The organism is Priestia sp. FSL P4-0332 (genome assembly GCF_038005845.1).
Taxonomy (GTDB): domain Bacteria; phylum Bacillota; class Bacilli; order Bacillales; family Bacillaceae_H; genus Priestia.
This window is the reverse complement of the sequence record NZ_JBBOUA010000001.1, coordinates 1,889,575-1,912,268: the sequence shown is the minus strand read 5'-3', so window position 1 is coordinate 1,912,268 and position 22,694 is coordinate 1,889,575. Positions and strand designations below refer to the sequence as shown.

Here is a 22,694-nt window from a genome sequence, read left to right as displayed (position 1 = left end):
CGCTTGTAACTTCCTTAAACTTGTTGCCTTTAAAGCAGCAGCTTTTCTCTTTTCGACTCAAAACCAAAGCATCATATAATTTAATGAATATTTTGTATTTTTAATATATATAAATTTCTTTCATTCGTACAATACAAAAAAGTTATCTCAACGATTAATAATTTTAATGATTTATATCCCCCATACGAAAAAAATTTATGGCTTCCTACTTTTTTAGGGAAAATGGGATAAGCTCCCTTGATTATATTTATTTTGAGGGAGATATTGAGGAGATGCACTACTCTTTTTGTTCTATGTGTTGAGAAAATAGAATAAGGGTATATAATAAATATAGGAAAATGAAGATAAAAGTAGAATATATATTCTAAAGGGAGGGATTTATTGTGATTGTTACTTTAGGTTTTGCGGCATCAATTATTGCTTTGTTTATGCTTTTTACTAACCGGACGTCCAATATCCCGGAAGAAATAATCCATGAAACACAAAATGCCAATAAAGAAGACCAGTATATGTATTATATATAAAGCGTCTTAACAGACGCTTTTTTGTTGCGCTTTTCACAAAGTCTATAGCGGTTAGAAACAGCCCTCACCTATTATTTATCTTTATTTGTCAGTGCCTGATAGCCATAAATAGTTAAGCAGAAACTAATAAACGAAAAAAATTTTTTAAAGCTGCCAAACGTAAAATGAAAGATTCACAGTGTCCCTACCAAAAAGGATCCAAAAATAAAACTGCTATCGTTTAAAATTTTTCCTTTCCACCCTCCTTTTACACTCCACCACTTGCAAGGAATAGCTAATGAGCACATTCCAATTACTAAAGATGAGGCAAAAAGAGAAGCAGGAAAATAGGTTCTCATTGATTTTTTTGACATAAAAACAAGGGGAATCCACGGAAGAAACAATTGAAGTATTCTGATGACATTGGGCATATTAGTAAATTCTCCTTTCTTATGTTAACATGCCTAAATGTAATCGGATTATGCCTATATCCACAAAACAGGATAAGCTCTGTTGGTCTGTGAGTTATTTACAACCGGGGAACAATCACAATTAAGATAGAGCACAGCTTCCAGCAAAACGTTTAAGAGCTAATTCTTTTTAAATGAAAATATCTGAATTCAAAATACGACAGACTTCGACACTATCTATTTGTTACTATATTTTTTAGGTTCTATTTTTAGATTGGAACCATTTTTACATAAATAATTCAACAATTTAAGCCTTTAAAATGACGTGGCAAGTGGAGGAAACTTAATGTGTTTCAAATGTAGACTACTGCTGATAAAGATAGAATTTATACGAAAAATGATGATGATGATTGCTCTAGAAGAAGGGTTTACAAGTAGTAATACGATTAAAATCAGTCAGGATCTAGATGTATTGTTAAATCGGTTTGAAGCTACTTGTTAAAAAATGTTCGTTGATAACAGAAAAAGGATCTTTCGATAAGATCCTTTTTTGCTGTTGGTAGACAATTATTTGTTTCAAAAAAAATGAAAGCTAATGTTATTTAGTAGTACATCTTGATCGCTCGTTCATACTCTATTCAATCATTCTGTGCTTCAAAAAAGTCCCACATCATTTTTGAAGCATTAGGACCTTTTGAATCAGTATCTGATCCATTGTCATTTCCTCCTGACCATGCATGCCCCATATCCTCTACCATAATTTTTTTCATCCAGATTTTATTTTCTGCATCTATGTAGTCAGACATTATGTAGCTATAATGATTTCCGTTGTCTTGTGACGTATAAAAAGCAGCATTTTCATGTAAGTTTATACCGAAATTCTTATAGGTATAAATCCACTGCTGAATTAATGTAGACGCATTAATTGGATTGACTGTTGTATCTGATTGACCATGAAACGTAATAATGGGAACAGGCCGTGCATAAGGTCCCATTTTTTTATAAGCTTCATCACCGTCAAGTTCAGGATTTAAAGAGCCGTATAGCATGACTTCTCCAGCTGTGATGAGGTCTACAGCATACGCATTACTGCCTGCTGAATGAATGCCTACCGCTTTAAATACATCGGGATAAGCAATAGCCATCACATTTGCCATAAAGCCTCCAGCTGACATGCCAGCAAGGTATATATTAGTAGAATCAATCGCATATTTAGCGGTTATGTGATCAATCATATCTTTTATTATGTCTGGCTCTCCATTACCGCGAAACTGGTTATACTCATAAAACCAATTCCAGCACCCGTTGGAATTAGCAAAGTAATTCATTTGAGGATAGAGAACAATAAAGCCTTTTTCTTCCGCTAGCTTATTCATCTCCGTACCTGCAGCAAAATCATCTGCATCTTGTTGACATCCATGAAGCATAACGATTAATGGTACTTTACTTAATCCAGTATATGTACTTGGAACATACACCTTGTAGGTAAAATAATCATCATAATTATACTCTTTCCAAATAGGTTGAAAGAACACGCTCTGTAATTCTATTAAAAACGTAGAAGCAGTTAAAACTGGATTTGTAAAAAAGGAACATAAAGTATTCACGGAGTTTACCCTCTCTCTATTTCTGATGTATATACTCTTTATTTCGTTATATCACAAAATAATCCTTTTATTATGTATCTCATCTTTCTTATATGTCTTCCATTATTTTTTTCTTCACTCTTTAGTGGTGCAAATTCATAGAGTAAGTTACGCTCTGCGCTGGATAACAACTTTAGTTAATTTTATTAAACTTAATATAACGACTATCCAATCGGGGAAATTTTAAAGGGAGTGTTCAAAATGCCGAAAGTAAAGCCTGATTTTAAACATTACTGGAATAAGATCATTCAAGCCCTTATTACCACCAAATAATAGACAAAAATCCTACTACAGAAAAAAGTTGTGCAGCACGGATAGGTTAGTAAGGCTAGCCCTTTACCATAGCGATAAAACAGTGGGTCTTATCGAAGAAGGCACGCGTGAGTTTAGCTTAAAAGAACCTATCTTTCCATATTCTGAACCGACTACAAAATAATTGTCTTTTAAGAGAATAAAAAAAGGCTGGCTATAGAAAGCCAGTCCTTTTTGTGTTATCGAACGCTTATTGGTTTAAACAAAATTAAAAACTTACATTATTTGGCGGGATGCTGTCGTCTTTGTCATCTGTTTTCAACTCGGACTCTATGTATGAATCTTTAGAGGATTCTCCCATACGCCAATAAACAAGAAAGCTGATGGCGATACATCCTGCTACATAGAAAAAGAAAAGTGATTCATGGCCGATACTTTTCAGCCATAGGGCGATAAATTCTGCAGTGCCTCCAAATATGGCAACTGTAAGTCCATACGGTAACCCAACACCAAGAGCTCGAATTTCTGTTGGGAAAAGCTCGGCTTTTACAATAGCGTTAATCGATGTATAACCTGTTACAATGATAAGTCCAATTGTCATTAATAAAAAAGCCATGACTGGGTTATGTGCTTGTTTCATAAAAAGAAAAAGCGGTACTGTCAGTAATGTTCCTAAAATACCAAAGCTCATTAACAGAGGTCTGCGTCCAATTTTATCAGATAGCATACCTGCTATTGGCTGAATAACAACAAATACAAGCAGCGCACAGAAGTTAATCCAGCTTACGACTCCTTTATCTAGCCCTACACTGTTTACCATAAATTTTTGCAAATACGTCGTATACGTATAAAAAGCGACTGTTCCTCCTAGTGTTAAGCCAATAACGGTCAACACTGCTTTAGGATGCTTCATAAGTGCTTTAATAGTTCCTGCATTTTCACGGCTTTCAGAGTCCATTTTAGAAAATTGCTCTGACTCATCCATTGTACGGCGCAGCCATAAAACGCTTAGCGCTCCGATTGCTCCAATTACAAAAGGAATACGCCAGCCCCATGAAATCATATCTGCTTCACTAAGAACGTTTTGCAGAATAATTTGAACACCTAATGCCACTAGCTGACCAGCAACAAGCGTCACATACTGAAAGCTTGAATAAAACCCTCTTCGCCCGCTGCTTGCCATTTCAGAAAGATAAGTTGCAGACGTTCCGTATTCTCCTCCTAAGGAGATTCCTTGCAGCAAACGCGCTAGTACTAGAATAATAGGAGATAATAACCCTATCGTGCCATAGCTAGGAGTACAGGCGATAATAAAAGAACCGCTCGCCATAATGGTAATAGATAAGGTAAGCGCAGCCCGACGACCATATCGATCCGCATAGCGCCCCATTAATAAACTTCCGATTGGACGCATTAAGAAACCGACGGCAAAGATTGCCGCTGTGTTAAGCAGCTGACTTGTTGAATCACCTTCCGGGAAGAATTGCGATGAAAAATAGACGGCAAAAGCAGAGTAAACGTACCAATCGTACCATTCAATTAAGTTCCCAACAGATCCTTTAAAAATATTACTTGTAACACGCCTGTTGTTTGCAGCTTCACTGGTATGAGCCATGAGTGATCCCTCTTTTCTTTGAGTGTTTAATGTTGGTTCTCCTGTAACATGAAGTAGTAAGTAATTTACCAGCAAATCTTTTTAAACAGCTAGACTGTATTGCTTTCTATAAAACCTGTTCAACCAATTACTTATATAATGAGAGCGCTTAAAAAAGGTTGGATAATTCATTTCAATATCATCTATAGATAACAAAATAAGCGGTTTTAAAAGCGGCTGCTGTCTATTACATATGTAGTGTTAATCCTCCCTTCTATATTATATATTGTACTATTGATTTATTAGAAAATATAATATTTTCTAATTATTTATACGAAAATTTTACAAAGTTCGGTTTTCTAATTTATATGACAAACTAAGGGAACTAAAAAAGCGAAACGCTCATGTCGGAGTGCGTTTCGCTCAAGGGAACTACATTTCAACTATCTTTTGTGATGTCTGCTAAACCTATGCGAATTACTTTTGATAAGTCACTTAACGTTAACTGTATTTGGTGACCTACACGTCCACCTGAAAAGTAAATCGTTTCGCAGTTTTCTGCTGTAGAGTCAATGAAGGTTGTGAACTGCTTTTTCATTCCGATAGGAGAACACCCGCCGTGAACATATCCTGTAAGGGGCAACAGCTCTCTTTGAGGAATCATTTCTAAGGACTTTTCACCAGCTGCTTTTGCCGCTTTCTTTAGGTCAAGCTCCTTTTCAACGGGTACCATGAAGACGTAATGTTCTTTTGATTTCCCTACGGTCACCAGTGTCTTGAAGACTTTAGCGAGATCCTCTCCGAGCGAAGTAGCTACCTGTACCCCACTCAGATTTTTAGTTTCATAAGAATAATAATTGTACTCAATTTTTTTCTGATCTAAAATTCGCATGACATTCGTTTTATCTGCTTTTTTACCCATAATTATCACCGATACTATCATAACACGTTTTGTTTTCATATCTCCATATATTAGGATAGGTAGGTTAGTAAGGATTATTCATATCTTTTATATAAAAATGAATCTAATATGCTGAATAATGACTTTTCTCAACCCATTGAACCCGCTTTTTTCACAGAAAAAAAGCCACTAGAGGTACTAGTGACTTTTTCATTTTTATTTATTCAATTATGCTGCTGCATTACTACGTTGCTTTCTATATCTCTACAGCTTCTCAAATTAATTATAAAGATGACATTTTACTTTATGCTGGCTGTCAATCACTGTATCTTCAGGTGTTTCTTTCATGCAGCGGTCAAATGCGAACGGGCATCTTTTATGAAACGCACAGCCTGAAGGCGGATTAAGAGGAGAAGGAATTTCACCTTTAACCTCAATTTTTTCGCGTTTTTCATGTTCGTGAATTGCGGGGACAGATGATAAAAGAAGTTTTGTGTAAGGATGACGAGGATTTGAAAAAATCTCATCTGTTGGCCCTTCTTCTACTAATCTTCCTAAATACATCACACCAACGCGGTCTGCAATATGTCTTACGACGCTTAAATCGTGGGAGATAAAAAGATATGAAAGCTTCATTTCTCTTTGCAAACTGCGCAGCAGGTTTAAGATTTGTGCTTGAATGGATACGTCCAGCGCTGAAACCGGCTCATCACAAATGATAAGCTTGGGGTTTAAAATCAATGAACGCGCAATGCCTATGCGCTGGCGCTGACCGCCTGAAAATTCGTGCGGATAGCGGTTGTAATCTTCTTCGTTAAATCCGAGCTTTTTTAATAACTCAATGACAAGCTGCTTTCGTTCGCTTTTTGCGCCTACATTATGAATTGTTAATGTTTCTTGAATGGAAGCACCAATCTTTTTCCTTGGATTAAGGGAAGTATGCGGATCTTGGAAAATCATTTGTAAATCTTTACGAATTGTTCGTAAGCGTGATGCTTTAGATTCGAAAATACTTTCTCCATTAAACTGTGCTTCTCCGCCTGTTGGTTCTACTAATTTTAAAAGCGTGCGCCCCGCTGTACTTTTCCCGCAGCCAGATTCACCTACTAATCCATACGTTTCGCCTTCATAAATATCAAAGGATAAATCTTGAACTGCTTTGATTTGGCCTTTTGCTTTCCCCAAAGCAGAACGAACCGGGTAATATTTTTGCAGGTTGCGAACTTCAAGCAAGGGCTTGGCGCTTTGCTGCTTTGCTTCACTAGACATACGCAACCTCTCCTTCTTGAATTTTTTCATAGTGCCAGCATCGAACGCGATGTGTATCATCGGCATGCTCTAAAACAGGTACTTCTTTATGGCATTTTTCCGTTGCAAATGGGCATCTTGGTGCAAAACGACAGCCGTCTGGCACATTTGAAAGCGGCGGAACCGTTCCTGGAATGGACGAAAGCTCTTGTGTTCTGTCGCCATCTAAGTGAGGAACCGACTTAATTAAGCCCATTGTATAAGGATGAAGCGGCTTTGAAAACAGCGTTTTAACGTCCGTTTCTTCCATCACTTGTCCTAGATACATCACGGCTACTTTTGTACAAATATTAGCCACAACGCCTAAATCATGGGTGATGAACAGCACGCCCATGTTGAGCTTGTCTTTTAAATTCAGCATAAGATCAAGGATTTGCGCTTGAATGGTTACGTCTAAAGCCGTTGTTGGCTCGTCGGCAATCAGAAGCTTTGGCTCACAGGCTAAAGCCATTGCAATCATAATTCTCTGCCTCATTCCTCCAGAAATTTCATGCGGATACTCTTTTGCCCGCTGTTCTGGAGAAGAAATGCCAGTCAGTCTCAAAAGCTCTACAACTTTCTTTTGCGCTTCTTTTTTAGAGACTTTTTGATGCAGACGAATGACTTCAGCAATTTGTTTTCCAATGGGCATAACAGGATTTAAGGACGACATTGGATCTTGGAAAATCATTGAGATTTCGTCTCCTCTTAGCTTTTGAATTTGCTTTGAAGACATGTCTAATAAGTTTTTTCCTTCAAACAAAATCTTGCCATCGTAGCTTGTTAGCTCTTCATCTAATAGCTGAAGAATAGATTCGGATGTTACGCTTTTTCCAGATCCTGATTCACCGACAATCCCTAATACTTCTCCTTTATTTAATTGAAGAGATACATTGTCAACAGCCGTTACTTCTCCGCCATAGGTTGTAAAAGTTACTTGTAAGTCTTCTAATTTTAAAAGGGCGTTACTCAACGTTTTTTCCTCCTTTTCTTCAGCATTACGTTTTTCGGATTTAACCAGTCGCGCAGACCGTCACCAAATAAATTAAGGCCAAGTACAATTAAAATGATGAATACACCCGGAAACACGGTCATCCACCACGCGTTGTAAATCGCAAGCTTTCCGTCATACAGCATATTTCCTAAGCTCGGTGTCGGCGCAGGAATCCCGGCTCCTAAAAAGCTTAGCGAAGCCTCTGTTAAAATCGTCACGGCAAACACGTATGTTACTTGAACGATTAAAGGCGATAAGACGTTTGGCGCCATATGAAAACAAATGATTCGAAGTGAGCTTGCTCCTTGAGCTTTTAGCGCTTCAATAAACGTTTTTTCTTTTACAACAAGCGCAGCTGAACGAACAATTCTCGCAATCGAAGGAATAAATACAAGGCTCAGTGCGATAATAACGTTGCTTGTTTTAGGTCCTAAAGCAGACATGATGGCAATTGCTAGTAAAATAGATGGAAAAGCAAACAAGCCGTCACAAATTCTCATTAAAATATAATCAAGAATTTTATAATAAGAAGATAAAAGTCCAACGATTAAACCAAGTACAGTAGCAATAATCGTTACTGCGGCTCCAATCATTAATGATATTCTGACGCCGTACATTGTCCGGCTAAATACATCTCGTCCAAAGTTATCCGTTCCAAACCAGTGCGTGCTTGACGGCGGTGCTAATCGATTTGCAGGGTCGATTTGTAAGCTGCCAAAAGGAGAAATGAGCGGAGCAAAAACAGCAATCAAAATAGATAATAAAATAAGTATTGCTCCTCTTACTAACAAACGGTTTGAGAAAAAGCGCGCTACCGCTGGGTTTCTTTTTTTCTTTGCAGTTACTGAAATGGTCTCTGTATTTTGTTGTGCGTTCACATTCATCACCCTCCTTTAATCATGATAAGAATTGCGTACACGCGGATCGATCACGGCATACAGCAAATCAACAACTAAATTGATGACCACATAAGCAACCGTAATTAAAAGTACGGCTCCTTGAATAAGCGCGTAATCTCGGCGTTCAATTGATGAAACAATCAGCTGACCTAGCCCTGGAATGTTAAATAATGATTCTGTTACCGCCGCTCCGGTCACAAGCCCCGCAAATGATTCTCCGATAACTGTTAAAATCGGTAAAAAACTCACGCGCAGCGTATGCTTAAGCATAATTGTGCGTTCATTTAATCCTTTTGCTTTTGCCGTTTTAACAAAGTTCTCAGAAATGGTATCGAGCAAAGATGAACGCGTCATACGCGTAATTAATGCAGCTTGAATCGCTCCAAGTGTAATCGTTGGTAAAACTAAGTACTTTAAATACTCAAATAATCCAGCATTTAACGGAACGTATCCTGAAACAGGAAAAATTCGAAGCTGTACCGCAAAAAGCAAAATAAGGAATGAACCGAGAAGAAAGCTAGGAATGGAAATACCTAAAAGGCTGGCTCCCATAATGCTTTCATCACGAATCGTTCCTTTATGTTTAGCTGCATATATACCAAATAGTAAAGCAAAGGCCACACCAAAAATTTGCGCGAGTATAGCTAGAGAAACCGTAGGACCTACATTATCCCAAATTGCCCCGAGCACAGGTTTATTTAAAAAGTAGGAATAGCCAAAATCTCCGTGAAAAATGTTAGATAGCCAGATAAAGTATTGACTTACCACAGGCTCATCCAATCCCATTTCTTTGCTCAGCGCTGCAATTTGTTCCGGACTTGCGCCTTGTCCTAAAATGATTGCTGCGGGACTCCCAGGCGTTAAGCGCGTAATTAAGAACACAACAATAGATACAATGAATAAAACAGGAATTAGTGCAAAAAGTCTCTTAAGTGTATAAGCTCCCATCGTAAACTCCTTTCTAAAACAGAGAGCATAAGCCCTCTGTTTATTAGAATAATAAGATATTATTTTGTTAAACTCATATTGTAGAAAATTGGACCTAAATTATACTCATAGCCTTTTGCATTGTTAGAAACGGCATTGATGTTCACTTTATGACCAATAAGCGTGAACGGAAGCTCGTCCCATACGTATTGCTGAATGGCATCAATGTCACCGCGAGCTTCTTTAACAGAAGGAGCAGCTTTAATTTTGTTTAAGTAGTCCATTGATTTTTCAACTGATGTACCTTTTGTAGTCCAGAATCCTTGGAAGATGGTAGAACGAGCATTCCAGTCAACAGGATAGATGTCCCATTGGTTTGTATCACTCATTTTATCGCTGAATGTCGCCCAGTCGTATACTTCTAATTTTACATTCATACCAATGTCTTTTAATTCTTGTTGAACCACAACAGCTGTATTGTATTGATCTTGGTAATCACGAGACGCCATTAAGCGAATTTCTTCTCCGTTATAACCAGATTTCTTCAAATATTCTTTTGCTTTTTTCTTATCATGCTGGTTATATTCTTCTTTTCCAGCTGTACTGTAGTAGTTTGGATACTCTTTGTTCACAATGGATGAAGAAAGCTTGTAATAATCTGAGCTTCCGTAAGAACTGTCTAAGATATCTTTTGAGTTAAGAGCTGCGTTAACTGCTTTTCGTGCATTGATGTCTTTAAAGACGCCTTTATCTGCGTTGTAGAAAAGTCCCATAAATCCGCCTGGTGATGTTTCTACTTTTGCATTTTGGCTGCCTTCAACTTGTTTGGCATTATCGCTCGATACAGATAGCGCAACGTCAAATTGTCCGGTTGTAATACCAGAAATCCTAGTTGACTCATCGCTTACGAAACTAATCTTAATTTCATCGACGTGAGGAGTTTTCTTAACTTCGCGGCCTTTCGAAGAATAATCTTTAAATTTCTCTAATAAAAGATATTGATTTTTCTTCCATTCTTTTACTTTATATGGACCTGTTCCTATGTAGTCTTTGATCCCTTCATCAGATGCATTGTCAACCACTTCTTTTGGTAAAATAGCTGCTGCAGGGATTGGATCAGCTAATAAAGATAGCGTGTTAACGTTTGGTGATGGTAAATGAAGCTCCACCGTATCATCATTGGTTTTTGTCATTTCAGCACCAGAGAAGTTTGTTTTCCCAAGGGATGATAGCTTAATCCAGCGGTTAATAGAAGCGACAACGTCATCTGCAGTCATTTCTTTACCGTTATGAAATTTAACCCCTTTTCTTAAATGGAACGTGTATGTTTTTTTATCATCGCTAATATCTACTTTAGACGCTAAGTCAGGCTTAGGATTTCCTTTGTCGTCTAAAATCATCAACCCTTCATAGATACTGCGCGTTGCGTCTTTCACGTCGGAGTCCCCAGTGATTTGAGCATCCAGCGTTGCTGGCTCACTTTGAGACGCGACGTTTAGCGTTCCGCCTTCTTTTCCTTCTTTTTCACTTGAAGTATTTTTACTTGCGTTACCACTGCACCCTGCTACCATGAGGACAATGGTTAAAAGAGAAATGAAAAGTAAATAAGTCCTTTTCACTAAAATCACTCCTATTTCCTTGTATAAAATTTTAATCCGACTATAATAAGAAGAATAGTAGGAATGTGAACAATTGTAGCACTACCTTCTACCTTTGGCAATTAGTATTTTTAACATACAGAGGCTATCATACCATTTTCTATTAAATAAATATGGTATATATGTATAATAGTTGAACAAAAGAACCATTTATTTCTTATAAAGCAAGAGATTGAACACACTTTATCAACGCAGGAAAAAGAAAAAATATCTCAAGAAATGGTAATTTAACAAAAAAGGAGAAAACAACAGTGGGATTTTTAATTGGTATATCAGGAAGCATTATTGTCGATCAAGGAGGACGCTTTCCAGGCTATAAGCGAGCGTATGTGAATAACGACTATATCGAATCAACAGCGCTCAGCGGCGGAGTTCCTTTTATCTTGCCAGTGCTAAAAGACGAAGAAATGATTAAAGCGCAGGCAGAAAGTATAGACGGGTTGATTTTATCAGGTGGACAAGACGTTAATCCCCTTTTATACGGAGAAGAACCGACAACCAAAACGGGTTCACCTTTTTTAGCACGAGATCAGTCTGAACAGCTATTGTTAAAGCATGTGATTAATCAAGGAAAGCCCGTGTTAGCGATTTGCCGCGGCTTACAAATTTTAAACGTTGCTTACGGAGGCACTCTTTATCAAGACATGTCAGACATTAAAGAGTCATTTATCAAACATGATCAATACAACAATACAAGCGACCCTTCTCATTCCATCATGATTAAAGACGGAACACAGCTACATAGTCTTTATGGTAATCAAGCTCTTATTAATTCATTTCACCACCAAGCTATTAAAGACGTAGCGCCAGGTTTTGAAGTTTCCGCATGGGCAAAAGACGGCGTTATTGAAGCCATTGAAAAACAGGGAGAGCAATTTGTAGTCGGCGTGCAGTGGCATCCAGAAATGATGGCAAAAGAACATACTTCAATGCTGAACTTGTTTAAACTGTTTATGGAGCATGTGCAGCAGTCGGCTAGGAAAAAAGTCAGCATTTGACGTTTTAATCTACTGCGTCACCAATACAAAAAGGCAGGCCGTTATAACGGCCTGCCTTTTTGTATTACCTGAAGATACGCATAGAAATCTACACAAATTTTCATCTATTAATAAAGAAGAAAAACAGCGCAAGCATCTTTAGCTTTTACAACATTTCAATATACCCTTCTGTTCCATGTACGCGAATTCGCTGTCCGTCTTTTATCAGCCGAGTAGCATTCTCTACTCCGACAACCGCTGGCAATCCGTATTCACGTGCAATGACTGCTCCATGAGTCATCAGTCCGCCAACTTCCGTAACAAGCCCCTTTATCCCTACAAATAACGGGGTCCAGCTGGGGTCAGTAAAGGAAGTGACTAATATATCTCCCTCTGATAGATTAGCATTTTCCATGTTTAAAATGACGCGCGCTCGCCCTTCTATCACTCCTGAAGAAACCGGTAAACCTACAATTGCTTGGGAAGGAAGATTTTCTCGTTTGTACGCACCTGTAACAATTTCGCCATGAGACGTGATGACACGCGGAGGTGTTAGCTTTTTGTATAATCGGTATTCTTCTTTTCGCTTGGTGATGATTTGATCATTCACTTTATGTGTACGCACGACTTCTTGAAGTTCGTCAAACGTCAGATAGTATATATCTTCTGTTTCAGAAATAACACCGGCTTTTACAAGCTGAGCGGCTTCTTTCAGCAGAGCCTGCTTATAAACAAAATAGCGATTAATCATGCCGTATTTGGGATATTCACGATAACCGATAAAATTTCGGATGAGATTAATCTTTTCTTTTGTTTCTTTTGCTTTTTGTTCACCATCCGGCAATTGCTTCAAGCGGTTTAGTAGCTCTTGCTCTTTTTTCAAGGCTTCCTGCAGGCCTTTTTCAAATTTTTGCTTGCTAGCGTTAGCCTCAAAGTTTTTAATATTACCAAGAATCACGGGGATAAGTGCAGCCGGCTTTTCGCTCCAGCGAGTTTTCGTAATATCGATTTCGCCGGGGCATCGCATTCCGTATTTGCTGAGATAATCATAGATAGCGTCTTGAGTTTTCTCTCCGCCTTCAAACTTAACCAGTTTCTCCAAAAAGTTATCATCTTTTCCATGTTTTAAATAATGAATTACTTCTGGATAAGGACGAATCACATCTGCGACATCCAATAGTGCCAGACCCATTTCTGAAGTAATATTGTTTGGTACAGATTGAGAAAGCACGTCTGCTGCGTTTTTTTCACCTAGCCATGTCTCCATTTTTTCATTGATCCATGATGAAGCATCCATAGCGGCCATAAACACAGCTGTACTTTGTGGGTCAAATAAAATCTTCTTTAATGTCCCGATATCTTCTGAAATAAAATCGACTAATTCCGACCCAGATTTCGCCTGGATGGTTTGTTTTAGCTCTTCTATTGATGCTTGATTCTTCTTGATCAAATCAGAAACGATGGTCGAGTCGTTTTCGATTTGTGCCTTAGGCTTCGTAGGCGGCACGCTTTTATTGCTTTTACCGGAACTTTGATCATTTGGTAAAGGTTTTATAAAGTCTGCTCGCTCTATTATGCTTGTAAGTGCGTCTTTCATGAGCGGATCATGTTGTCCCATGGCACCTAACATCATTTTTCTGCTGTCAGGTGAAGCCAGCATAGGGGTGACATCAACAAACAGCCTTCCACCGGCTGTACGCATCGGTGCATTAGTCGTTAACAGAAAAAAAGACAATCCCAGGGGTTTCATAGCATCGGTCATCATTTGTTGATGTCCAACAGATACATAAACGCGATTTTCCTGATCATGTGCTTCAGGAATTGGATATAAAGTAGTAATTGGACGACTTTGGACAATATAAAATGTATCATCAGTCAAGCACCACTCGATATCTTGAGGACAATCAAAATAAGCTTCAAGCTGTCTTCCAACGTGTTCTAGCTGTAAAATTTGAAAGTCAGTGAGCGCTTGCGTTTTTTGCAGATTGAAATGAACTTCCTTCGTTTCTGTTCCTCCTTCTTTTAATCCGTAAATAGCTACCTTTTTAGCTGCTATTTTTTTATCGACGATTTCTCCTTCTTGTACTTTATAGCAATCGGCAGAGACCAAACCTGACACTAGCGCTTCTCCAAGTCCAAATCCCGCATCGATTGATAACAGCTTTCGGTTAGAAGTAATTGGGTCAGCGGTAAATAAAATACCTGAAGCCTGTGGAAAAACCATTCGTTGAACAATAACCGATACGTGCACTTGACTATGGTCAAATCCGTTTTTAATACGGTAGGTTACCGCGCGATTTGTAAACAGGGCAGCCCAGCACTTGCTAATGTGCTCAAGGATGGCTTCTTTGCCTCTGATGTTTAAATAGGTGTCATGCTGACCAGCAAAAGAAGCATGTGGCAGATCTTCAGCAGTCGCACTTGAACGAACTGCATAAGCATGCTCTTCCCCAAACTGAGAGAGAGAATGAATAACTGCTTTTACAACGTCAGAAGGAATTTTTATTTCCAGAATGATTTGGCGAATTTTTTCGCTAATTTCACCAATTTGATCTCGGTCATCAGCTTTTAGCATTGTCAGCTGGTTCAGTAACGCTTGAAACGTTTCATTGTGTTCAAGGGCTTTTTGATACCCGGCCGCTGTCACACAAAATCCGTCCGGCACTTGTATTCCTTGAATTTTTGATAACGCCCCTAAATTCAAGGCTTTTCCTCCAACAAGTGAAAGCTGTGTATCTTTTATTTCTTGAAAGCTAAGAACTAAAGAGTTCATTCAACATCTCTCCTAACCGGTAATGTTTTATTGATTTTACCAGCAGTAAATGAGAATAAACAGTCTATATTGACGTTTTTTTATGTGATATAATTAAAGTAGGAAGAGAAATACATACCTTTTTGTTTGCGGTTACATATTTAAAAGTTGTATAACTAACTTATCTAATTGATTCGTATCCTTTTTAAAGCAGGTAAGTACACGTTTGAAGTATTTGTTGATCTTCCTCATTTAGCACTTTCTTTTTAGCGGATAAAATTTCAGCAACTCTCCTCATTTTAACCCTTCTTTCATTTGGTCACCTGAAGAGTCTAGCTCATTAGATGACTAACTCTCTTTTTTTGAACTATTCCGAAACCATAGTATTACGAATGTATCTCTTTGCTCGTTTTCTAGCAAGTGTATAAATAATTACCTGCAGAACAAGTGCCGCAAGGCTTATCAGTACTACTTGTTCGACAGAATTAAAGGGCGAAAAATATTTCTCCCATTTAGAATCAGGAAGCCTTAATGCGTTATAAAAATATGAAGTACTAAAAGAAATTATATTTCCTAAAATAAGTGATAAATCCGCTCTAATAAGCCCACTTAGATAAGACAGTGCTACTGTAACTATGGCCATGATTATATAATTTACCTTTGAATCATCCTCAAAATCTTTTCGCATAGATAAATAAACGTATGGAATGCAATAAATGGTAAAAATTATAAAAGGAAGTATTCTTCTCATATAGTAATCTCTCCAATATTTGGGATTCGACATAGTTTTCTATTATTATAAATTACCGAAGAGAATTTTTTCCAGTTTTTTGTACGCAGAGAGTGTAGAAATACTTATATGTATCATGATCGTTTTTAGAATCATTCCTTAAGGCAAAGTAAAAAAGCACGCTTATGAGTGCTTTTTTACAGCATATTTATTTAAACAGGATGTGTGTTTTAATCGAACATTTTCTGTTTACTGGTAACAATTACTTCTTTATTTTTCTCCTAAAATGGCTACAGGGCTAAACACCTCGTAATGAATACGTTCGTTTGGTATATCCCATCTACGTAATGCTTTAAGAATAGCTTCCATAAACGGAATCGATCCACAGAAATAAAAGACAGCTTCTTTTGAAGGAACAACGGATTGTAACAATTCTAAATCAATATAACCCTCTTTATCAAAATCAGTGCCAAGTCGATCCCCTTCATTAGGCGAACTATAACAGATGAAGGAGGTAACATTTTCGTTATTTCTATTTAGTTGAGCCACATGTTCTTTAAAAGCATGCGTTTTACCATTAATACTTGCATGAAGAAAGGTAACCTTACATGTAGGTTGTTTTTCTACAATGGTATTCAGCATACTAAGCAAAGGTGTAATACCTATACCTCCACTAATTAGCACAACGGGAAGTTCACTGTGATCAAGTACAAAATCTCCAGCAGGAGCTGAGAACTTAAGAGTATCTCCTGTCTGAACTTGTTTATGTAAATAGTTTGACACGATTCCTGCTGGCGCACCGTCATGCGCATCTTCTCGTTTTACACTGATTCGATAATAATCCTTTCCAGGGGCTTCAGAAAGACTATAGTGACGAATATGCGTGTATTTCTCTCCCGGAACATTTGCTGCTAATGTAAGGTATTGTCCTGCTTTATAAGAGGCAATTCCTTTCTCATTTTTAGCTTTTAAATAAAAAGATGTTACATTATCACTTTCTTCTACCTTCTTATCTATATAAAAGCTTCGATATCCTTCCCAGCCTCCAGGTTGACTCTCTGTCTCTTCGTAGAGAGCTTCTTCTAGCTCAATAAAAGCATTGGCAATATATCCGTACGCTTGTCCCCATGCTTCAATAATCTCATCTGAAGCTGTATCTCCTAAAACATCCTTTACTGCTTGAAGTAAGGTTTCACCAACGACTGGATATTGTTCTGCCTTTACCCCTATCGCACGATGTTTTTGTGAAATCCTTTCAATTACAGGTTTAATGGCTTCTAAGTTTGTAATATGTTCCCCAGCAGCATACACGGCATAGCCTAATGCTTCCTGCTGAATTCCTCTTTTTTGATTTGTTTGATTGAACATATTATATAAATCTGGCGCTTTTTCAAATAACAATTCATAAAATCTCTTTCCTATTTGTTTACTATGTTCTTTCAAAACTGGTACTGTTGATTGGACAATTTCAATCGTTTTAGAATCAAGCATATAACATCCACCTTTTAAGAATTTTTCATATGTATTAATCTTTTTCAATACTACAATTTAATATGGATAAATTTGGATTTTTCTATACAGGAATGAAAATACTAACTCTAGTTACCGTAATGAATAGGTTCTTTAAGAAACAAATTTATTAGATTTGACATTACTTTAATTTGGCTTTTCAACAAGTACCCAAGGAACTTCTATCTCAAAATCAAGTTGAAGTACGGGTCTGGTAAATCCGCCAGGGACAAATTCTAAATCGTTGGAAAAGCCAATATGTAGGTTATTGCTTATTTCAATTGGACCATCTGAATTTATAATTTCAAGAGGTGTTTTGTTAGATACCTTACCTACCATATGATAGCAGCCAATATAGAAGTATAGTCCATTCCCCCATTCCGTGTTCAGCTGTGAAAACTGGGTAATTTTCATTCGCTATATTGATAAAGAGCGGGTCACCGCCTATTTCTTCATCATAACCTATGACAAACCAGTTTTCTTGCCAATCTCCTTCTTGATTTCCTATAAGGAAATTTGCTTCTAAATCTTCTCTGTAGCCTAATTGTCCATCTAAAAACTCGCTTTTAAGGTAGATATAATAAGGAGTAGAAAGAGTTTCTCCCACTTCATCTTCAAATTCTACTTTCACTGACGTACCTGGAAGTTCTTTAAGAATTTTATAGATTTTCTCTATATCAGGTTTTATCATTTGCTTCTCCCCTTTAATGATCTGTATGACTTATCGTGGCTGTTACCCATTCTTCTAAGCTGTCTGCTATTACTTCACGCTGTTCCCAATCGTGCCAAAAGGTGATAATTTGGCCAATTTTCCCTCCTTCATCAGGATCCAAGTCTATACAAATATCATCTCCTCCCCCATTCGTGGCAATCGAAATCCAACGTGGGTTCCACCAAAACTCTTTTTTTACTGGCCCGATAGGTTCAATTTCTGGGAAATCTTCAAATTCTCCTCCGTCTAAAAGCTCTTTTAATGTTTGCCACGTATACAGAATCTCCTCTAAAGGTAATAGAGTATAATTTTCAATAACTGCTATATATTCATCACGCTGTCCATTATGTATCATTAACCAGTCTTTAAGGTTTTTGGGAAATGTTAGTCCCATCTTTTGTTCAACCGCTGCAATTTCTGATTCACCAGCTGCTTCGTTAAGTGTTCCTACTGCTTTTGGTCGATTTGTCTTCAACCACTGTTCAAACTCATTCCAAACCTGCTTCATATTAGGAGCCTCCTTATATAACGTCATTAAATGAATCTATGAAAAATGATTAGATACTTTTTAAACTTATACTAATTATGTATGGAAATCTTATGTAAATAAACTGTTTTATTATTTTCTACTACATGAAACGAACATCAATTAGCTCGCTTAACCTCATTTTGTTCGTTTGCTTACATCCTTCATCTATAAATACAAATAAACCTCTAAGGGAATCTACAAATTGAATAACTCCTGTTTCCGTTATACATTGCCCGTGGTTGTAATACGTAAGGTATACTTTTTTATGTGTATGAAGAGCTTCAATCAAGGTAAAATTAATTTGTTCCATTTGATCTTCTGTTAAAAAAGGTTGAGGTATTTCTGATTGCTTTTTTATAACTTCTTGTAATCCTCTGTATTGCTCTGGCATAGTGGCGAATGGTCGCCATTTTTTCATTCCTCTGTTTTGCATATCATCTTCCTCCTTTATGCTTTATGACCTCCTAAAAGGCCGTTTCGATAACGAGCTGTTGAATGCTCGAGATGGCTTGAAGCTCGCAAAACACTATTCTTCCCATAACGCATCCGTATTTTATCAATCGTTTTAGCAAGTGCATAGGCTCTTTCGCGCTGGTCAATATCTTCAAATAAACTCATTTGCTCCTCTTCTTGAATAAGGGTGTTCGATAATGAAATCCCAATAGAACGAATTGGCATTCCGCTATCAAACGTATGTAAAATCGTTAAACAATAAGGGAAAATATCTTGACTTAAATTCGAAGCTCTTCCCATTTTCTTTTGCCTTGAGAAGCCCCCACCTGTTTGTTTGCTATATCCAATGGATAAATGGATAGTTTGTGCCACGACTTGATGCATACGTAAACGAAAGCACACATCGTCTAACAGCTCTAATAGCAGCAATTCCACTTCTTTTCGATTTGTATAGTCTTGAAACAGAATTTGACTCTTCCCGAATGATCGAGAGCTCGGAATATACACGTTAGAAATGCGACTAAAATCAATTCCGTTTGCATGTTGGTGGAGTTCTTCTCCCAAGATGCCAAACTCTTTTTGTAACATCTCTTTTGAAGAAAGAGCAAGTTCTTTGATGGAGTGAACGCCCAAACGATTTAAGCGCCTTTCCGTAGCGGATGAGATTCCCCAGAAATCCTTCATTGGGTGAATCGACCATAATTTAAAAGGAATATCTTCGTATCGCCAATAAGCTACCCCTGTTGGGCTATTCTTGGCCTCATGATCTAAGCTCACCTTAGCCAGTAAGAGATTCGGACCTATGCCTGCAGTAGCTGTCAGCCGTGTTTTACGATAAATCTCGTTGATGATTTTATGGGCTAATTCTTCTGGTGTGCGAGCGAATAAATGCAAAGAAGCTGTGGCATCAATAAACAACTCATCAATGCTATACGCATGAAAATCCTCAGGAGCCACATACTGTAATACCAAACTAGAAACATAGTTCGAAGCCTTTACATATCTTTCCATGGATGGGTTTACGACGTGGATATCTTTCCTTCTAGGAATGTCGAAAAGACGGCTGCCTGTTTTGATTCCTTCTTTCTTTAATAAGGGTGTGGCAGCTAACACAACTGATCCCGACCGCTTTGTATCTCCTACAACTGCCAACTTTGTTTTTAATGGATCTAGCCTATGTATCACGCATGAAACAGAAGCAAAGAATGCTTTCATATCAATACAAATAATGACTCTGTTTGGTAGATATTCATAATCCATTGAAATAACTCCTCGAATAAAGAACGTTTGTTCTCTATTATATACGAACAAACGTTCTTTATCCAATAAAAACTCTAAATTTTTCCCGATTATTGTTACTCTAATAAGAGAAAAGAACATCGCATATAAATCGGAAGAATGGAGGGGTGACCTATGAATAGAAAAATGCCTAATTATATTATCTTTTTATCATGGTTTTTGTTTTTAGTTCTTTTATGGATTATCTTCTCATTTTTTAAAGGTGAAAATGGACAGTGGTGGTCTATGTATCGTTTAAATATAAAGAAATATGGTCCTTGGGCTTTAGAGGTTTCTTACATAAAAATTAGTATTGCTGCTGTTATCTGCTTAGTAACAGCTTATATGGGGAGTTTTGGCTTCAAAAGAAAAAGATAAGGTTAAATAAAGTGCTTTTAAGGTAATATATATCATTCAATTTAATCGTAATAAGCAATAAAGATAAAAAGACCTTAATTAATTTGTTAATAAGGTCTTTTCAGTATATATAAAATTTATGACATATTTTAAAAAAGAAAAAATGGTCATTATTACTTATCCTCTGACTGCTTGAGTGGAGTACCATAAGATAATGATTCAAAGGAAACAGAAACATTTTTGATTCTAGACAGTAATTTTACATTAGAAAAGTACTTTGTTTAGAGATAAGCTGTTGATTGTCAAATCACTAGCTCAGGAGATAAAAGTAAGCGTTCTTTATAAGACTTAGAACACTCCATTTCTTGAAGTAATAAATCAACTACTTTTTCCTTTTAGATGTTTAGCTCATATTAAAAAGTTTTATAAGTTTCGTAGTACTATATTTACAAACTTTCTTGACTTAATTGCATATCATTCAATCAAATTAATTAAAAGGATAATATACGCGATTTGAATATGATTTATAATTTTTTAAAAATAATACCGTTATTAACCTACTTAACGTACGCATTTTGAATAAAAATCTGGGTTTTTAATATTATTTTTATTTTAATAATGGATAATGAACGGAAAATTGATAATTTTTTAAATTTTATCAAAAAAGTTTATTTTTTATATTGAAATATGTAATTTGACTGTTTATAATACAAAAAAGATAAGTTATTTGTAATTTAAGTTGTCTGAAAATTTAATTTTTTATGAAGAATATTATTAATGGGGGTTTCACCTTGTCAAACAAAGTACCGTTTTCTTTTATAGTAATCATTGGTTTAATGTTATTTGCATTATTTTTTGGAGCTGGAAATTTAATATTCCCTGCTATGCTTGGCCAGTCAGCGGGAGCAAATATCTGGTCAGCAAATGCGGGTTTTTTAGTTACTGGAGTAGGCTTGCCTTTACTTGGTGTACTAGCTTTTGGATTCTCCGGAAAGGAAGATTTACAATCATTAGCAAGTCGCGTACATCCTATCTTTGGTTTAGTATTTACAACTGTTCTTTATCTAGCTATTGGACCTTTATTTGCTATCCCACGAACAGGTAACGTCTCTTTTGAAATCGGACTTAAACCTTTCATTTCTGAAAGCTCTAGTTCTATAGCTTTACTCGTATTTACTATTATATTTTTCAGTATTACATGCTTTTTTTCTCTCAATCCTGCGAAAATTGTCGATATTGTTGGAAAATTCTTAACGCCAATTAAATTAACATTCATTGGAATTTTAGTTCTAGTTGCTTTTATTCATCCTATTGGAAAATTTCAAGCACCCACAGAAAAATATGTAACAAACTCTTTTTTTAATGGGTTCCAAGAAGGATATCTCACAATGGATACTCTTGCATCTTTCGTTTTCGGAATCATTATTATCAATGCAATTAAAGAGAAAGGCGCTAAAACAAAGAAGCAAATTATAACTGTTTGCCTAAAAGCTACGGGAATTGCTGCTATTATTCTTGCAACTATCTATTCTGCCCTTTCATACATGGGCGCTTCAAGTGTAGAAAAGCTTGGGCATTTAGATAATGGTGGTACGGTGTTAGCGAAAGTTTCTGATTATTATTTTGGAGAATATGGAGGATTACTATTAGGCTTAATGATCACAGTAGCTTGTCTGACAACTAGCGTAGGGCTTATTACTTCATGCTCTTCTTATTTCCATAAATTATTACCTTCTATTTCTTATAAGAAAATTGCGATTAGCTTATCCGTGTTTAGCGCAATCATCGCAAATGTTGGATTAAATCATTTAATTTCTTTTTCAGTACCTGTTTTAACAGTTCTCTATCCATTAGCAATTGTTCTAATCTTTTTGACTTTCCTTCATTCTTTATTTAAAGGATGTGCTGAGGTATACCAAGGTAGCCTATTCTTAACATTTGTTGTAAGCCTGGTAGATGGATTAAATGATTTTGGCTTACACATCCCTGGTATTGACCAATTATTTACTTACTATCTTCCTCTTTACCATATTGGATTAGGTTGGATATTCCCTGCAATTATTGGAGGTCTTGCAGGTTATGGAGTTAACTTGTTTAAAAATAAAGAGCAATTTACTTCTAAATCAACAAGGTTAAATAAATAAATTTACTTTAATTCTCTGGATAAATTAAAGCATTTAGATGAACACTTTGAAGCCTACTTTTATTACGATTTGGTACTTAGTATAAAATGAAGCTTCAATCAACTTCTAAATAAGGAATATAACTATGGAGAAAACGTCACAAAATTATAGTTGTATGGATTCGTTAGTATTTAGATAAGATT

The 22,694-nt window shown here is 36.7% G+C and carries 20 protein-coding genes; 5 read left to right on the top strand and 15 right to left on the bottom strand.

What is annotated here, in order from left to right; all coding sequences use genetic code 11:
- Window positions 1-383: 383 nt before the first annotated feature.
- Both MKY06_RS09640 and MKY06_RS09635 read left to right on the top strand, forming a co-directional pair.
- Entirely contained in the window at window positions 384-524 is a 141-nt protein-coding gene (locus MKY06_RS09640) for a hypothetical protein (protein WP_170960168.1), read from the top strand.
- 735 nt (window positions 525-1,259) lie between these two features.
- Window positions 1,260-1,415: an aspartyl-phosphate phosphatase Spo0E family protein gene (locus MKY06_RS09635; RefSeq protein WP_016763750.1), complete on the top strand. Its 156-nt coding sequence runs from the start codon at window positions 1,260-1,262 to the stop codon at window positions 1,413-1,415.
- A 136-nt stretch (window positions 1,416-1,551) separates the two neighbouring features.
- On the opposite strand, the gene MKY06_RS09630 is transcribed toward MKY06_RS09635, so the two are convergent.
- The 8 genes from MKY06_RS09630 to MKY06_RS09595 all read right to left on the bottom strand — a co-directional run bounded on the left by MKY06_RS09630 (window position 1,552) and on the right by MKY06_RS09595 (window position 11,032).
- Window positions 1,552-2,520 carry an extracellular catalytic domain type 1 short-chain-length polyhydroxyalkanoate depolymerase gene (locus MKY06_RS09630; RefSeq protein ID WP_029321176.1) on the bottom strand — a complete coding sequence of 323 codons (969 nt, stop codon included), beginning with the start codon at window positions 2,518-2,520 and terminating at the stop codon, window positions 1,552-1,554.
- 559 nt (window positions 2,521-3,079) lie between these two features.
- Complete coding sequence (locus MKY06_RS09625; protein WP_057274831.1) at window positions 3,080-4,426, bottom strand: MFS transporter; 1,347 nt, start codon at window positions 4,424-4,426, stop codon at window positions 3,080-3,082.
- A gap of 418 nt (window positions 4,427-4,844) precedes the next feature.
- Window positions 4,845-5,327 carry a Cys-tRNA(Pro) deacylase gene (gene ybaK / locus MKY06_RS09620; RefSeq protein ID WP_029321172.1) on the bottom strand — a complete coding sequence of 161 codons (483 nt, stop codon included), beginning with the start codon at window positions 5,325-5,327 and terminating at the stop codon, window positions 4,845-4,847.
- 258 nt (window positions 5,328-5,585) lie between these two features.
- On the bottom strand, window positions 5,586-6,575 hold the full coding sequence (locus tag MKY06_RS09615; protein ID WP_057274829.1) for an ABC transporter ATP-binding protein: 990 nt from the start codon (window positions 6,573-6,575) through the stop codon (window positions 5,586-5,588).
- On the bottom strand, window positions 6,568-7,566 hold the full coding sequence (locus MKY06_RS09610) for an ABC transporter ATP-binding protein (protein WP_097812907.1): 999 nt from the start codon (window positions 7,564-7,566) through the stop codon (window positions 6,568-6,570). The genes MKY06_RS09615 and MKY06_RS09610 overlap by 8 nt, the downstream gene beginning before the upstream one ends.
- Window positions 7,563-8,471 carry an ABC transporter permease gene (locus tag MKY06_RS09605; RefSeq protein ID WP_025749012.1) on the bottom strand — a complete coding sequence of 303 codons (909 nt, stop codon included), beginning with the start codon at window positions 8,469-8,471 and terminating at the stop codon, window positions 7,563-7,565. Before MKY06_RS09605 ends, MKY06_RS09610 begins: the two co-directional genes overlap by 4 nt.
- A gap of 9 nt (window positions 8,472-8,480) precedes the next feature.
- Entirely contained in the window at window positions 8,481-9,434 is a 954-nt protein-coding gene (locus MKY06_RS09600) for an ABC transporter permease (protein ID WP_029321165.1), read from the bottom strand.
- A 59-nt stretch (window positions 9,435-9,493) separates the two neighbouring features.
- Entirely contained in the window at window positions 9,494-11,032 is a 1,539-nt protein-coding gene (locus MKY06_RS09595) for an ABC transporter substrate-binding protein (protein WP_098278540.1), read from the bottom strand.
- A gap of 290 nt (window positions 11,033-11,322) precedes the next feature.
- Here MKY06_RS09595 and MKY06_RS09590 point away from each other — a divergent pair, with 290 nt between their 5' ends.
- Window positions 11,323-12,069: a gamma-glutamyl-gamma-aminobutyrate hydrolase family protein gene (locus tag MKY06_RS09590; protein WP_098449280.1), complete on the top strand. Its 747-nt coding sequence runs from the start codon at window positions 11,323-11,325 to the stop codon at window positions 12,067-12,069.
- A gap of 145 nt (window positions 12,070-12,214) precedes the next feature.
- Here the strand turns inward: MKY06_RS09590 and ppsA are convergent, their stop codons facing one another.
- The 7 genes from ppsA to MKY06_RS09555 all read right to left on the bottom strand — a co-directional run bounded on the left by ppsA (window position 12,215) and on the right by MKY06_RS09555 (window position 19,993).
- Entirely contained in the window at window positions 12,215-14,821 is a 2,607-nt protein-coding gene (gene ppsA / locus MKY06_RS09585; RefSeq protein WP_098449279.1) for a phosphoenolpyruvate synthase, read from the bottom strand.
- A 346-nt stretch (window positions 14,822-15,167) separates the two neighbouring features.
- Entirely contained in the window at window positions 15,168-15,551 is a 384-nt protein-coding gene (locus MKY06_RS09580; RefSeq protein WP_055991478.1) for a hypothetical protein, read from the bottom strand.
- Window positions 15,552-15,800: 249 nt separating this feature from the next.
- Window positions 15,801-17,021, bottom strand: coding sequence for an NO-inducible flavohemoprotein (gene hmpA, locus MKY06_RS09575; RefSeq protein ID WP_057274823.1), 1,221 nt, complete (start codon window positions 17,019-17,021; stop codon window positions 15,801-15,803).
- Between the two features lie 346 nt (window positions 17,022-17,367).
- Window positions 17,368-17,730, bottom strand: a complete 363-nt coding sequence (locus tag MKY06_RS09570; protein ID WP_098278537.1) for an SMI1/KNR4 family protein — start codon at window positions 17,728-17,730, stop codon at window positions 17,368-17,370.
- A 13-nt stretch (window positions 17,731-17,743) separates the two neighbouring features.
- Window positions 17,744-18,259, bottom strand: coding sequence for an SMI1/KNR4 family protein (locus MKY06_RS09565; protein WP_029321152.1), 516 nt, complete (start codon window positions 18,257-18,259; stop codon window positions 17,744-17,746).
- A 121-nt stretch (window positions 18,260-18,380) separates the two neighbouring features.
- The gene (locus MKY06_RS09560) at window positions 18,381-18,713 is read right to left on the bottom strand and encodes a YolD-like family protein (RefSeq protein WP_013056542.1); all 333 of its coding nucleotides are present in this window, start codon (window positions 18,711-18,713) and stop codon (window positions 18,381-18,383) included.
- 14 nt (window positions 18,714-18,727) lie between these two features.
- Window positions 18,728-19,993, bottom strand: a complete 1,266-nt coding sequence (locus MKY06_RS09555) for a Y-family DNA polymerase (RefSeq protein WP_098278536.1) — start codon at window positions 19,991-19,993, stop codon at window positions 18,728-18,730.
- 153 nt (window positions 19,994-20,146) lie between these two features.
- Between MKY06_RS09555 and MKY06_RS09550 the strand changes: the two genes are divergently transcribed.
- Together MKY06_RS09550 and brnQ are read left to right on the top strand one after the other, a co-directional pair.
- Window positions 20,147-20,389 (top strand): hypothetical protein, encoded by a 243-nt coding sequence (locus MKY06_RS09550; protein ID WP_098278535.1) that lies wholly within the window; start codon window positions 20,147-20,149, stop codon window positions 20,387-20,389.
- A gap of 770 nt (window positions 20,390-21,159) precedes the next feature.
- Window positions 21,160-22,512, top strand: a complete 1,353-nt coding sequence (gene brnQ, locus MKY06_RS09545) for a branched-chain amino acid transport system II carrier protein (protein WP_029321146.1) — start codon at window positions 21,160-21,162, stop codon at window positions 22,510-22,512.
- The last annotated feature ends 182 nt before the right edge of the window (window positions 22,513-22,694 follow it).

Bases quoted from the DNA above. Each gene is read 5' to 3' on its own strand.
- MKY06_RS09600 (WP_029321165.1), bottom strand. From the start codon at position 9,434: ATGGGAGCTTATACACTTAAGAGACTTTTTGCACTAATTCCTGTTTTA.
- MKY06_RS09565 (WP_029321152.1), bottom strand. From the start codon at position 18,259: ATGAAGCAGGTTTGGAATGAGTTTGAACAGTGGTTGAAGACAAATCGA.
- MKY06_RS09555 (WP_098278536.1), bottom strand. From the start codon at position 19,993: ATGGATTATGAATATCTACCAAACAGAGTCATTATTTGTATTGATATG.
- MKY06_RS09580 (WP_055991478.1), bottom strand. From the start codon at position 15,551: ATGAGAAGAATACTTCCTTTTATAATTTTTACCATTTATTGCATTCCA.
- MKY06_RS09605 (WP_025749012.1), bottom strand. From the start codon at position 8,471: ATGAATGTGAACGCACAACAAAATACAGAGACCATTTCAGTAACTGCA.
- MKY06_RS09635 (WP_016763750.1), top strand. From the start codon at position 1,260: ATGTGTTTCAAATGTAGACTACTGCTGATAAAGATAGAATTTATACGA.
- MKY06_RS09560 (WP_013056542.1), bottom strand. From the start codon at position 18,713: ATGCAAAACAGAGGAATGAAAAAATGGCGACCATTCGCCACTATGCCA.
- ppsA (WP_098449279.1), bottom strand. From the start codon at position 14,821: ATGAACTCTTTAGTTCTTAGCTTTCAAGAAATAAAAGATACACAGCTT.
- ybaK (WP_029321172.1), bottom strand. From the start codon at position 5,327: ATGGGTAAAAAAGCAGATAAAACGAATGTCATGCGAATTTTAGATCAG.
- MKY06_RS09570 (WP_098278537.1), bottom strand. From the start codon at position 17,730: ATGATAAAACCTGATATAGAGAAAATCTATAAAATTCTTAAAGAACTT.
- MKY06_RS09550 (WP_098278535.1), top strand. From the start codon at position 20,147: ATGAATAGAAAAATGCCTAATTATATTATCTTTTTATCATGGTTTTTG.
- hmpA (WP_057274823.1), bottom strand. From the start codon at position 17,021: ATGCTTGATTCTAAAACGATTGAAATTGTCCAATCAACAGTACCAGTT.
- MKY06_RS09615 (WP_057274829.1), bottom strand. From the start codon at position 6,575: ATGTCTAGTGAAGCAAAGCAGCAAAGCGCCAAGCCCTTGCTTGAAGTT.
- MKY06_RS09625 (WP_057274831.1), bottom strand. From the start codon at position 4,426: ATGGCTCATACCAGTGAAGCTGCAAACAACAGGCGTGTTACAAGTAAT.